Annotated in this window: 13 protein-coding genes and 1 other RNA gene; 8 read left to right on the forward strand and 6 right to left on the reverse strand. The window is 71.1% G+C overall.

Annotation, left to right across the window (positions count from 1 at the left end):
* The first annotated feature begins 18 nt into the window (after positions 1-18).
* The 4 genes from D9R02_RS02740 to D9R02_RS02755 all read left to right on the forward strand — a co-directional run bounded on the left by D9R02_RS02740 (position 19) and on the right by D9R02_RS02755 (position 1,672).
* On the forward strand, positions 19-243 hold the full coding sequence (locus D9R02_RS02740) for a hypothetical protein (protein ID WP_047979082.1): 225 nt from the start codon (positions 19-21) through the stop codon (positions 241-243).
* 31 nt (positions 244-274) lie between these two features.
* Positions 275-625 carry a TadE/TadG family type IV pilus assembly protein gene (locus D9R02_RS02745; RefSeq protein WP_082142078.1) on the forward strand — a complete coding sequence of 117 codons (351 nt, stop codon included), beginning with the start codon at positions 275-277 and terminating at the stop codon, positions 623-625.
* Positions 603-1,085, forward strand: coding sequence for a hypothetical protein (locus D9R02_RS02750; protein ID WP_235586651.1), 483 nt, complete (start codon positions 603-605; stop codon positions 1,083-1,085). The genes D9R02_RS02745 and D9R02_RS02750 overlap by 23 nt, the downstream gene beginning before the upstream one ends.
* A 140-nt stretch (positions 1,086-1,225) precedes the next feature.
* Entirely contained in the window at positions 1,226-1,672 is a 447-nt protein-coding gene (locus tag D9R02_RS02755) for a pilus assembly protein TadG-related protein (RefSeq protein WP_259463898.1), read from the forward strand.
* Between the two features lie 225 nt (positions 1,673-1,897).
* On the opposite strand, the gene D9R02_RS12060 is transcribed toward D9R02_RS02755, so the two are convergent.
* Positions 1,898-2,065 (reverse strand): hypothetical protein, encoded by a 168-nt coding sequence (locus tag D9R02_RS12060; RefSeq protein ID WP_164481619.1) that lies wholly within the window; start codon positions 2,063-2,065, stop codon positions 1,898-1,900.
* Positions 2,066-2,111: 46 nt separating this feature from the next.
* Positions 2,112-3,284 carry a glucose-1-phosphate adenylyltransferase family protein gene (locus tag D9R02_RS02760; protein WP_047979086.1) on the reverse strand — a complete coding sequence of 391 codons (1,173 nt, stop codon included), beginning with the start codon at positions 3,282-3,284 and terminating at the stop codon, positions 2,112-2,114.
* An 82-nt stretch (positions 3,285-3,366) separates the two neighbouring features.
* Between D9R02_RS02760 and prfB the strand changes: the two genes are divergently transcribed.
* Together prfB and smpB are read left to right on the forward strand one after the other, a co-directional pair.
* Complete coding sequence (prfB, locus tag D9R02_RS02765) at positions 3,367-4,485, forward strand: peptide chain release factor 2 (protein ID WP_059281811.1); 1,119 nt, start codon at positions 3,367-3,369, stop codon at positions 4,483-4,485.
* Between the two features lie 74 nt (positions 4,486-4,559).
* On the forward strand, positions 4,560-5,048 hold the full coding sequence (smpB, locus tag D9R02_RS02770) for an SsrA-binding protein SmpB (protein ID WP_121566286.1): 489 nt from the start codon (positions 4,560-4,562) through the stop codon (positions 5,046-5,048).
* A 12-nt stretch (positions 5,049-5,060) separates the two neighbouring features.
* Here smpB and D9R02_RS02775 read toward each other — a convergent pair whose 3' ends face one another.
* A complete protein-coding gene (locus D9R02_RS02775; protein ID WP_183085938.1) occupies positions 5,061-6,833 on the reverse strand; it encodes an ABC-F family ATP-binding cassette domain-containing protein in 1,773 nt (590 codons plus the stop codon).
* Positions 6,834-7,136: 303 nt separating this feature from the next.
* Here D9R02_RS02775 and ssrA point away from each other — a divergent pair.
* Positions 7,137-7,505, forward strand: a transfer-messenger RNA (tmRNA) gene (ssrA, locus tag D9R02_RS02780).
* A gap of 164 nt (positions 7,506-7,669) precedes the next feature.
* Complete coding sequence (locus tag D9R02_RS02785) at positions 7,670-8,506, forward strand: DUF4190 domain-containing protein (protein ID WP_121566287.1); 837 nt, start codon at positions 7,670-7,672, stop codon at positions 8,504-8,506.
* 178 nt (positions 8,507-8,684) lie between these two features.
* Here the strand turns inward: D9R02_RS02785 and hisN are convergent, their stop codons facing one another.
* From hisN to aroA, 3 genes are all read right to left on the reverse strand, one after another.
* Positions 8,685-9,494: a histidinol-phosphatase gene (hisN, locus tag D9R02_RS02790; protein ID WP_121566288.1), complete on the reverse strand. Its 810-nt coding sequence runs from the start codon at positions 9,492-9,494 to the stop codon at positions 8,685-8,687.
* A gap of 4 nt (positions 9,495-9,498) precedes the next feature.
* Positions 9,499-10,614, reverse strand: coding sequence for a ribosome small subunit-dependent GTPase A (gene rsgA, locus D9R02_RS02795; RefSeq protein ID WP_070638468.1), 1,116 nt, complete (start codon positions 10,612-10,614; stop codon positions 9,499-9,501).
* Positions 10,615-10,617: 3 nt separating this feature from the next.
* The coding region (gene aroA, locus D9R02_RS02800; protein ID WP_121566291.1) for a 3-phosphoshikimate 1-carboxyvinyltransferase at positions 10,618-11,907 on the reverse strand (1,290 nt) is incomplete at its 5' end.

Here is an 11,907-nt window from a genome sequence, read left to right on the forward strand (position 1 = left end):
CCCGAGAAGGAGACGACCATGAAACACCTCATGCGCTGCCACGCAGGACTGCTGTGGCTGCTGATCGTTGCCGTGCCCGCGCGACTGGCACCCACCGAGGACGACCCCGACCGCGGGGACGTCCCCGGCTGGGTCATGCTCACCCTGATGTCCGCGGTTCTCGTGGCCGGGCTGCTGCTGATTGCGCGTCCGGCGCTGGAGGGACTGTTCCAAGATGCCATCAACCGCGTCTCGGGACTCTGAGGGCTCCTGCGATCCGGACGCGGGGAACGCGGTGGCCGAGTACGTCATGGTGCTGGCACTGGCCGTCGTGCTCTTCGGCATGATCCTGCAGCTCGGCTTCACGCTGCACGTGCGCAACACGCTCATCGACGCAGCGGCCGCGGGTGCCCGCTACGCGAGCCTGGCCGACCGCACGGACGCGGACGGCGCCGAGCGCACCCGGGCGATCATCACGGACGCCGTGGGAGCGGGCTACGCGCAGAACATCACGGTGTCCCGCACCGGGGTGGGAGAGCTGCCGGCCATCGAGGTGCACGTGGTCGCGCCGCTGCCCGTGGTGGCCACACTCGGCCCAGCAGATGCTCTGGAGGTGAGCGGCCATGCGGTCGACATGGACGCCTGACAGCTCTCCCGACCACGGGCAGCTGGACGACCGCGACCACGGGCAGCCGGAGGATCCCGATCGGGGCAGCGCGGTGATCGAGTTCATCGGCCTCGGACTGCTGCTGCTGGTCCCGATCATCTACCTCGTCATCACGGTGTCCCGTGTCCAGGCGGGTTCCTTCGCGGTGGTGGCCGCCGCGGAACAGGCCGGGCAGGCCATCAGTGTGGCGCAGGCCGAGGACCTCAACCGCGCCGGGGTCCACGACCTCGCAGCCGTGGCTGCCCGGGACCACGGCTTCGCGCCGCAGGACCTCGCTGTCACCGTCTCGTGCTCGGATGGCTCGTGTGCGTCCCCGGGAGCGGTGGCCACCGTCCATGCCAGCCTGACCGTCCAGCTGCCCGGCATGCCGGGGTTCCTCACGGCCACGGTCGCAACCCTGACCTCCGACGTCACAGTGGTCTCCGGGAGGTACTCGTGACACCAGGGATTCCGGCTTGCGCCAGGGATGGCCACAGCACGCGTCCCACGGGAGGAAAGACCTCGGTCCGTGCACCGGTCCACGCCGGTCGCGGCCCGGCGGCAAGGATCATGGGCCTTGTGGCCGCACGGCGGTCCGCGGTGGCAGACATCGATGCAGATCCGGACAGCGGGCAGACCACCATCGTGCTGATCGGCTTCGCCCTGGTCACCCTGCTGCTCGTGGTCACCGTCCTGGCGATCACGAGCGTCTACGTGGGGGAGCGGCAGCTGCAGTCGCTCGCGGACAGGGCCGCCGGCGCCGCCGCGGACACCTTCACCACCGTGGACCGCTCCGCAGGTGGACCCCCTACCGCGATCCTGACGGACGACGCGGTGGCGAACTCCGCCGCGAGCTACCTGGGCACGGTGGGAGCATTCCAGGACGTCAGCGGATTGTCCGTGGGAGCTCCCACCGGCTCACCGGACGGCACGACGGCGCAGGTCACCCTCACGGCCGTGATCCACCCTCCCGTGGTCAACGTGATCATCCCGGCGGGTGTGCCCATCAGTGCCACCGGGGACGCCCGCGCCGTGATGCGACGGTGACTGCCGTTGAACCGCGGGAGATCCGCGCGGCCGGGTTCATGCTGGTTCGGCACCTCCCCGGGCAGGGCAACGGGCGCACAGGACGCGCGACCAAACTCACCGGTCGAGCGCGCCGTCCGAAATGTCGTGGATCGACCGACCGCAGGTGGTCGACCGGGTCGGAGAAGGCCGGGGGCGGCGTCGTGGATCCACGACGCCGCCCCCGGCCTTCTCACGTGGCGCGGATCAGTGCCCGCGCACCAGCCGCAGCGCACGGAGCGCCCGGTTGGCCCACCGGAACGGTGGGAACAGCAGCAGGAGGCGGAACGCCCTGCGGGCTCCCACGTGGCGCACAGCGCGCCACAGTTCGGCGCGGAGCACGGGGCCCAGGGTCTTGCGGGACGAGCGGGACATGGTGGATCGGTCCTTTCGGAGGGGGTGGGTTCCAGGTGGAGCCAGGTCAGTACTGTTCCCAGTCTCGGGGCAGCACGGCGGAGGTGTCGAACGGCTCCCGTTCGCTCACCACGCCGTGGCGGTCGATCACGGTGACGTGCTGAGGCGATCCCCGCCGGGAGCCGCCCGTGATGCGGGCGTCCGAGTCCGCGACCACGTTGAGCAGCTCCACCCCGGAGCCCACGTGCACGCCGTCGAGCAGCACGCAGTTGCGCACCACCGCGCCGGCCTCGATGGTCACGTTTTCGCCGATCACGGAGTGCTCCACGGTGCCGGCCACGCGCGAACCGGGGGCCACCAGGGAACGGGACACGGCGGCGTCGTCCGCGATGAACGCGGGCAGCAGGGGTGCCTGGCCGCTCCAGATGGGCCACGCGGGGTCGTCCAGCGTGGCGCCGTCCCCGTCCAGCAGCTGCTGCTGCGCGGTCCAGTAGGACTGGATGGTGCCGAGGTCCATCCAGTACCCCAGGTGCCGGTGCTCCACCACGGTGTGGTGCTCCAGGACGTGCGGGATGAGGTCCTCGCCGTAGTCGCCCAGCTCACCCAGGGTGTCCTGGAGGTGGTCCAGGGCGTCCAGGAGAACGTCCGTGGAGAACAGGAACATCTCGCCGGCCACCAGGTTGCTGCGCGGTTGCTCGGGCTTGTACTCGAAGCCGGTGACCTCACCGGACTCGCAGGTCTCCACCACGCTGTACCGGGAGGGGTCCTCGGAGACCTCGGTGGTGACCATGGTGAGGTCCGCGCGCTTGGTGAGGTGGGTGTCGATCACGCTGCGGAAGTCGATGGTGTAGAGGTGGTCCGCGGAGAGCACGAGCACGAGGTCCGGGTCCGCCTCCCGGATCAGCGCCGCCTGGCGAAAGATGGAGTCCGAGTTGCCGGATGCGAAACCCTCGCCCTCCGCGCCCTGGTACGGGGGCAGGATGTGCAGCCCGCCGTGGGAGCGGTCCAGGTCCCAGGGCCGCCCGTTGGCCATGTAGAAGTTGAGGTCGTGGGGGAGGTACTGCTGCACCATCCACACGTCCGGGATGTGGGAGTGGGCCAGGTTGGACAGGGAGATGTCGATCAGCCGGTAGGTGCCACCCACGGGCAGCGCGGGTTTGACCACGGTGTCGGTGAGGGCTCCCAGGCGCGAGCCCTTGCCCCCTGCCAGGACCAGTGCGAGGACGGTGGGGCGTTGCATCGTCAGTCTCCTTGGGGATGGGCGGTTCCCCCAATGTTAGCGGCTCACGGGCCCGGGAGGCCATGACGTAAAGTGGTCTGTCATGGCCACCATTGACTACGCTGCAGAAATCCGTGCTCTCCGCGCCACCTACGACTCCGTGGCCGCGGTCAGTGACGCCGAGACGCTGCTGAAGGAGATCACGGAGCTCGAGCAGCAGGCCGCCGCGCCGGACCTGTGGGACAACCCGGACGAGGCCCAGAAGGTCACGTCCCAGCTCTCCCACAAGCAGTCCAAGGTGGACCGGCTGCGCAAGATCGAGAGCCGCATCGACGACCTCGAGGTCATGGTGGAGCTGGCCGAGGACGAGGACGACCAGGAGACCCGGGACGCCGCCGCGGAGGAGCTCACCTCCATCCAGAAGGCGCTGTCCGAGCTGGAGATCCAGACCCTGCTGGCGGGCGAGTACGACGAGCGCGAGGCCGTGGTCACCATCCGGTCCGGTGCCGGTGGCGTGGACGCCGCGGACTTCGCGGAGATCCTCATGCGCATGTACCTGCGCTGGGCGGAGCGCCACGGGTACCCCACCAAGGTGCTGGACACCTCCTACGCGGAGGAGGCCGGGCTGAAGTCCGCCACGTTCGAGGTCAAGGCCCCGTACGCGTTCGGCACGCTGTCCGTGGAGGCCGGCACGCACCGCCTGGTGCGGATCTCGCCGTTCGACAACCAGGGGCGGCGCCAGACCTCGTTCGCCGCGGTGGAGGTCATCCCGCTCATCGAGTCGGACGACACCGTGGAGATCCCGGAGTCCGAGCTGAAGGTGGACGTGTTCCGCTCCTCCGGTCCCGGTGGCCAGTCCGTGAACACCACGGACTCCGCGGTGCGCATGACCCACATCCCCACGGGCATCGTGGTGTCCATGCAGAACGAGAAGTCGCAGATCCAGAACCGCGCCGCCGCGCTGCGCGTCCTGCAGTCCCGGCTGCTCCTGCAGCGCCAGGAGGAGGCGGACGCCAAGAAGAAGGAGATGGCGGGGGACGTCAAGGCGTCCTGGGGTGACCAGATGCGCTCGTACGTGCTCAACCCGTACCAGATGGTCAAGGACCTGCGCACCAACTACGAGGAGGGCAATCCCAGCTCCGTGTTCGACGGCGGGATCGACTCCTTCATCGACGAAGGCATCCGCTGGCGTGCCGGGGCGCGCCGCGACGACGAGAACTGAGTCTGCACCGCACCATCCGGCCCACCCACCGGGGTGCCGGGAGCGCGGGGCAGCAGTGAGGGAAGAACAGGCCGATGGCCAAGAAGAACGCTGATGACGGCCGCCAGATCGTGGCCAACAACAAGAAGGCACGGCACGACTACGCCATCCTGGACACCTACGAGGCCGGACTGGCGCTCATGGGCACCGAGGTGAAGTCTCTGCGCATGGGGCGGGCGTCCCTGGTGGACGCGTTCTGCCAGTTCGACAGCCGCGGTGAGCTGTGGCTCGAGCACGCCCACATCCCGGAGTACCTGCAGGGCTCGTGGACCAACCACTCGGCCCGGCGCCGTCGCAAGCTGCTGCTGCACCGCGCGGAGCTGGACAAGATCGCGGGCAAGACCCGCGAGGCCGGCTACACCATCATCCCGCTGTCGCTGTACTTCGTGGACGGCAAGCGCGTGAAGGTGGAGATCGCCGTGACGCGCGGCAAGCGCGAGTACGACAAGCGCCAGACCCTGCGCGAGAAGCAGGACAACCGCGAGGCCCAGCGTGCCATGCGCTACCGCAACATGCGCGGCTGAGCCCCGAGCGCCTCACACGGCCGGTGCCTCCAGACGGAGGTGCCGGCCGTTCCAGTTCCGCCGCAGCCAGCGGTCGTGGGAGGCGACGACGACGGTCCCCGGGTACTCGGGCACGGCCGCCTCGAGCTGCGTGGCCAGCACCAGGGACACGTGGTTGGTGGGTTCGTCCAGCAGCAGCACGTGCGGCGGGTCCGCGAGCAGTGCCGCCAGAGCCAGCCGACGCCGCTGGCCCACGCTGAGCTCGCCCACCGGCCGGTTCTCGTCCCGCCCCGCGAGCAGCCCGAACGTGCCCAGCGGCACCGTCTCCGCGAGTTCCTCGCCCACGAGGTCCCGGTAGACCCTCGCCGCGGTGCGGTCCGGGTCCGCGTGGGACACGGAGTCCTCCTGCCCGAGCAGTCCCACACGCACTCCCGGGGCACGGTGCACGGAGCCGCCCGTGGGCTCCGACCGTCCCGCCAGCAGACTCAGCAGGGTGGACTTGCCCGCACCGTTCGCCCCGGTGAGCAGCCACTTCTCGCCCGCCCCCACGGTGAGGGAGACCGGTGCGAGGCGGTGCTCCACGGTGACCCGCGATGCCGTGAGCACGGGGCCGGAGGCACGGATGCGGCGCGCGGCGTCGTGGTCCGCGGCCGTGAGTCCGCGGAAGAACAACTCCCGCGGGGGCTTGCGCACCTGCTCCTGCTCGAGGGCGGCCAGGCGCGTGCGGGCGTCGTTCAGGCGGCGTGAGACCACGGTGGCGTTGCGGTCCGCGTAGAACTTCCTGGCCGCCCGCGCCTCCGTCCGTGGGGCCCTGCCCGAGTGCCCGACGGCCTGCTGCTCCTGGACCGTGGCCCGCAGCTTCCTCAGCTGGTCCTGCTCGTCCCGGTAGGAACGCTCCCAGCGCTCGCGCTCGTCCAGCCGCGCCAGGACGTACTGCGAGTAGGTCCCGCTGAAGCGGGTCACGCCGATTCCCGTGCCCGTCCCGTCGCCCACGAGGTCCACGGTCACGGCGTGGGGACGCGGGGCCGGGTCGAGGTCCACGAGGGAACCGACCGTGGCGTCCAGGAACGCGCGGTCGTGGCTCGCGAGCAGCACCGGGCCGTGCCACGAACGGAGCGTGGCGGACACGAAGTCGAGGGCGGAGTCGTCCAGGTGGTTCGTGGGCTCGTCCAGCAGGAGCACGTCCGGGGCGCGGAGCAGGGTCCACGCGAGGGACAGCCGGGCGCGCTGCCCGCCGGAGAGCTCCCCGGTGCGCCGCTCGCGGGCGACGCCGCCCAGGCCGAGTCCGTCCAGCGTGGCACCGATCGTGGAGTCCACGTCCCACGCGCCGGTGCGTTCCGCGGTCTCCAGGGCCTCGGCGTAGCGGGTTCCCGCGCGCTCGTCGTGCGGGGCGGCGGCCAGGGCGCGGGCGGCGTCGTCGACGGCGCGGGCCGCGTCCCGAGCGGGGCGCACCGCGGCCGCCACGGCCTGGGCCACGGTGTCCTGCGGTGGGATAGGCGGTTCCTGGTGGAGCAGGCCCACGCGGGCGGGCCCACCGCCGGGACCGACGGCGCGCACGGTGCCGGCATCGGGCGCGCGCAGACCCGCCAGGATGCGCAGCAGGGTGCTCTTGCCGGAGCCGTTCTCACCGATCAGCCCGCTGGGGCGACCGGTGGTGACGGTGAAGGTGATGTCCGTGAGGACGCGGTGGGTGCCGAACGAGGCGGAGACCCCGTCCACCTTCAGGTGGGTGCCCGCGGGGCCGGACGTGCTGGACGCTGCGGTTCCGTGCGCGGACGCGGAGGAGGGGATGCGGGATGAGTTCACGAGAGTCCTCGGATGGTCGCGGTCCCCGCCGGGCAACGGCCTCGGGCGCGGGGAATCGGGAAGGACTCATCGGGACATGGCGCCCACCGTAGGGCACGGGACGGGGGAGGGCAAGGGCTGGCCCGCCGGGGGCGGCACCACTGGCCGGCGATCCACTCGCAACCTCTCCACGGCCGAAGCTGGTGCGCCCGGGGCAATCCCGCGCTCTGTTGACGTACGCGCACGTGCGGACGTATTCTTGTGTGTCCACGGCACCGCACGGTTTTCCGCGCAGTGGCGTGGTGCTCATTGAAAAATGAATACGGGGATGATCGGTTTCGACGATGTGAGTTGAGACAGGGGAAGCGGGCCGAGGATGCAGAGTCATCTCGTCAACGCTCTCTGCAAAAAATATAAGTGCCAAATCCAAGCGCACTGACTTCGCTCTCGCTGCGTAAGTAGCCCGAGCAGTCTGTCAGCCCAGGTTCACCTTCGACCTGGAATCTGACATCAGCTAGAAGGTCACTGCTCTGGACGTACGTCACGGACGTCCAGGGGACTTCTACGTGACTGAGTCCGGCGGCCACTCGTGTGCGAGATGGCCGGGACTGAGAAACCTGCAAGCACACTGCGCCCGGAGAAGCCCTGACAATGCTGCATCGGACGGGGGTTCAATTCCCCCCATCTCCACCCGTGATGTCCACGAACATCGAGAACACCTCGGACCCTGCGGTCCGGGGTGTTTTTTCATGCCCGGAGCCCTGCGGGTCGCAGCGGGGCCACCGAGAACCGGGTGCAGCTCGTGTGGGAGACTGGCTCTCGACACCACACACCACGACTGAAAGGCAGGCGCCTCCATGAGCGAGCGTTTCCCCGAGAACTCGGGTTCCTCCTCGGCCTCGAACGGCGAGCAGCCGCAGTACGGCCAGTACTCGGTGGACCGGGGCCAGACCTCAGCGGCCGGGCAGGACCGGTACGGACAGGACTTCTCCGCACAGGCCACGGGCACGGGGCAGGAGGGCTACGGCACGACCGGCTACGGCGGCTCCGCGTCCTCCGGCGCGCAGCACGGCGGCTCGGGCTACGGCGGCTACGGTGACTCCCAGTACGGTGCCGGCGGCCAGTACGGCCAGCAGACCGGAGGGGAGCACGGCTACCCCGGGCAGCAGTACGGCGTGCAAAATCCCGGGAGCCAGGGCTACGGCCCCCAGGGCTACGGGGCGCAGCAGGGCTACGACTCCCAGAACTCGAACGGCTACCCCACGCACTACCAGGACGGCTACTCCCAGCAGCCGTACGGCCAGCAGCCCTACAACGGACAGGATCCGTACGGCCAGAACACCGCGCCCTCACCGGGCAAGGGCCTGGCCATCGCGTCGCTGGTCCTGGGCATCCTGGGCATCCTGACCTTCTGGTTCGGAGGTCTGGGTGGCCTGATCGGGCTCGTGGGCCTGGTGCTCGGCATCGTGGGCCTGGTCAAGATCCGCAAGGCCCGCCGGGAGTCCCCGGCACTCGCGGTCGTCGGCGTGGTGCTCTCGTCCCTCGCGGTGATCGGCGGCATCCTCATGGCCGCGGTCTTCGCCTGGGCGTTCAGCTCCGTCAGCGACTGCATGGAGTACGCGACCCAGGGGGACGAGGCGAGGTACAACCAGTGCCTCACGGACTCGCTGGAGGGCAACACTCCCAGCACCTGATCCAGTCCGGCGGATCCGGGGCACGTTCCGGGGTCTGCCGTTCGGCAGCGGTACGACGACGCCCGGTACCTCCACAGGGGAGGTGCCGGGCGTTTTCGCGCCAGAGGGGTGCCGGCCGAATGCCGAGCCGGGACGGGGGCGGGGCGGCGAGTCGAGCGCCGCGCCGAGGTCCGGGGGCTCAGCCAGCGCTGTCCTGACGCGTGCCTAGAACGTCGAGGGCGGCGTCGTGCAGGGTGCCGTTGCTCGCCAGGGCGTTCGGTCCGAACGGTCCGTCCTGCCCCGCGAGCGAGGTGAAGCGCCCGCCGGCCTCGGTCACGATGGGCACCAGGGCCGCCATGTCGTGGAGGTTCAGCTCGGGTTCGCACGCGAGGTCCACCGCGCCCTCGGCCACGAGGCAGTAGGACCAGAAGTCGCCGTAGGCCCGCGTGCGCCACACCCGGTCCGTGAGGTCCAGGAAACGGTCCCGGACACCCAGCTCCTGCCACCCGGACAGCGACGAGTAGGAGAGGGAGGCGTCGTCGAGCGTGGCCACGGAGGAGACGGAGAGCCGCTGCGCCTGCGAGAGCGAGCGGCCCGTGAAGGCCCCGGAGCCGGCGGCCGCCCACCAGCGGCGGTTCAGCGCGGGCGCGGAGACCACGCCCACGACCACCTCGCCGTCCTCCACCAGGCCGATGAGTGTGGCCCACACGGGGACACCGCGCACGTAGTTCTTGGTGCCGTCGATGGGGTCGATGATCCACTGCCGCCCGCCCGAGCCCGTGGCGCCGAACTCCTCGCCGATCACGGCGTCCCGGTTGCGCACGCGTCCCAGCTGGCCGCGGATCACCTGCTCGGCCTCCCGGTCCGCGTCCGTGACGGGGGTCAGGTCCGGTTTGGTCTCCACGGTGAGGTCCTGGGACTTGAACCGTTTCATGGTCAGGCCGTCTACGGAGTCCGCGAGGATGTGGGCCAGGCGGAGGTCGTCCGTGTGGTTGCTCGGTGCGCGCATGCCCCTACGTTATCGCCTGTCCGAGCTGCTTCTCGCTGTCGCCCTGCTGGGTCTCCCCGCGCGACGCCGCCAGCAGCCTGCGCAACGACTCCAGCCGCTCCGGCGCGGCGGGAGAGGCCTCCGGCCGGTGCACCCAGGCGTCCAGTGCGCAACCGGGGGAGTCCTCCGTGTGCCGACAGCCCCGCGGGCAGTGCGCGGTCGCGGGCACGAGGTCCGTGAACGCGTTGAGCAGGTTCTCCTCGGGCACGTGTGCGAGGCCCAGGGAGCGGATGCCGGGGGTGTCCACCACCCACGTTCCCGGACTCGTTCCCGGGACCGTGAGGGCTCTGGCGGAGGAGGACGTGTGACGTCCGCGCCCCGTGACGTCGTTGACGCCGCCCGTGGCCCGCTCCGCCCCGGTGAGGGCGTTGACCAGCGTGGACTTGCCCACGCCGGAGGGGCCCAGGAACACGCTGACGTGCCCATCCAGCAGGTCCCGCAACCGCGCGAGGGAGTCCTCCGACACGGCCAGGGACTCCTCGTGCAGCCCCGCCTCCGGGCGCTGACCCCGGTCCGTGGCGCGCTGGGTGGTCACGGTGAGGACGTCGAGGTCGTGCAGGTAGTCGAGGAACTCGGTGGGGTCCGCGAGGTCCGACTTGGTCATGCACACCACGGGGGTGATGTCCGCGTCCCACGCGGCGGCGAGCCCACGGTCCACGAATCCCGTGCGGGGCGTGGGGGAGGCGGCCGCGAGCACCAGGACCAGGCGGTCGGCGTTCGCGACGATCACCCGCTCCACGGGATCGGTGTCGTCCGCGCTGCGTCGCAGCACCGTGGCGCGGGGCTCGATCCGCACGATCCGGGCGAGAGTGTCGGGCGCGCCGGAGACGTCCCCGACGACCCCCACCAGGTCGCCGGGCACGATGGGACGGCGGCGCAGCTCCTTGGCGCGCACGCACAGCACCGTGACGGGCTCGGGGCCGTCCTCGTCCACCACGCACGTGTACCGGCCACGGTCCACGGCCACCACGCGGGCGACCACGGCGTCCTCGTGGGACGGGCGCTGCTTGGTGCGGGGACGGGAGCCACGTTTGTTGGCGCGCACCCTCACGTCCGACTCGTCCCACGTCCTGCGCGCCACCGCTCAGGCCCCCGTGCCCAGCAGACCGGCCCACAGCTGCGGGAACTCCGGCAGCGTCTTGGCGGTCGTGGCGATGTTCTCCACCAGCATCCCCGGGACGCGGAGCCCCAGGATGGCGCCGGCGGTGGCCATGCGGTGGTCGTGGTAGGTGTGGAACACGCCACCGTGCAGGGGAGCGGGGGAGATGATCAGACCGTCCTCGGTCTCGCGGACGTCGCCACCCAGCGCGTTGAGCTCGGTGCTCAGCGCGGCGAGCCGGTCGGTCTCGTGCCCGCGCAGGTGGGCGATGCCCCGCAGCCGGGAGGGCCCCGTGGCGAGGGCGCACAGTGCCGCCACGGTGGGGGCCAGTTCACCAGCCTCGGAGAGGTCCAGGTCCACGCCCTGCAGCTGGTCCGGACCGGTCACGGTGAAGACCCCGTTCTGGACGGTCACGCGCGCCCCGAAGCTGGGCAGGATGTGGCGCCAGTGGTCGCCGCCCTGCGTGGTGTGCGCCGGCCAGTCCGGGATGCTCACGGTGCCGCCGGTGGCCACGGCCGCGGCGAGGAAGGGCCCGGCGTTGGAGAGGTCCGGCTCCACGGTCACGTCCAGGCCGGCCACGGTCCCGGGCTCGACGCGCCACTCCCGCTCGCTCACGCGCTCAGCGCTCACGCCGGCGTCCCGCAGCACCTGCAGCGTCATCCCGACGTGCGGCAGGGACGGCACCCCGCCGGGGGCATCGTGGCGCAGCACGAGGGCGGAGTCGAAGCGCACCGCGGCCAGCAGCAGTGCGGAGACGAACTGCGAGGAGCCGCTCGCATCGATCGTGACCGTCCCGCCGGGGACGGCTCCGGTGCCGACGACGCTCAGCGGCAGGGTACCCCGACCACCGTCCTCCACCCGGACACCGAGCTGCCGCAACCCCTCGACCACGGGAGCCATGGGACGCACCCGGGCGGCGTCGTCGCCGTCGAGGACGACCGTGCCCGAGCACAGGGCGGCCACGGGGGGCACGAAGCGCATGACCGTGCCCGCGAGTCCGCAGTCCACGGTCACGGGCCCGTCCAGCACGGCGCCCGGGGACACGGGGTCGATCCGCAGGTCCGGGCCGAACGGGCCCGGACCGGGAAGTTCGGTGACCGCGGCGCCCAGCTGCTCGAGCGCGGCGACCATCAGGGCACTGTCCCGTGAGTGCAACGGCTTGCGCACCACCGAGGCCCCGCTCGCCAGCGCGGCGAGCACGAGGTACCTGTTGGTCAGGGACTTGGACCCTGGCACCGCCACCGTGCCGCTCACGGGTGAGCCGTGGGCGGAGGG

This window comes from Kocuria rhizophila (assembly GCF_003667225.1).
Classification (GTDB): Bacteria; Actinomycetota; Actinomycetes; order Actinomycetales; family Micrococcaceae; genus Kocuria; species Kocuria rhizophila.

Bases quoted from the DNA above. Each gene is read 5' to 3' on its own strand.
- D9R02_RS02760 (WP_047979086.1), bottom strand. From the start codon at position 3,284: ATGCAACGCCCCACCGTCCTCGCACTGGTCCTGGCAGGGGGCAAGGGC.
- D9R02_RS02750 (WP_235586651.1), top strand. From the start codon at position 603: ATGCGGTCGACATGGACGCCTGACAGCTCTCCCGACCACGGGCAGCTG.
- hisN (WP_121566288.1), bottom strand. From the start codon at position 9,494: ATGCGCGCACCGAGCAACCACACGGACGACCTCCGCCTGGCCCACATC.
- prfB (WP_059281811.1), top strand. From the start codon at position 3,367: ATGGCCACCATTGACTACGCTGCAGAAATCCGTGCTCTCCGCGCCACC.
- smpB (WP_121566286.1), top strand. From the start codon at position 4,560: ATGGCCAAGAAGAACGCTGATGACGGCCGCCAGATCGTGGCCAACAAC.
- D9R02_RS02740 (WP_047979082.1), top strand. From the start codon at position 19: ATGAAACACCTCATGCGCTGCCACGCAGGACTGCTGTGGCTGCTGATC.
- D9R02_RS12060 (WP_164481619.1), bottom strand. From the start codon at position 2,065: ATGTCCCGCTCGTCCCGCAAGACCCTGGGCCCCGTGCTCCGCGCCGAA.
- D9R02_RS02785 (WP_121566287.1), top strand. From the start codon at position 7,670: ATGAGCGAGCGTTTCCCCGAGAACTCGGGTTCCTCCTCGGCCTCGAAC.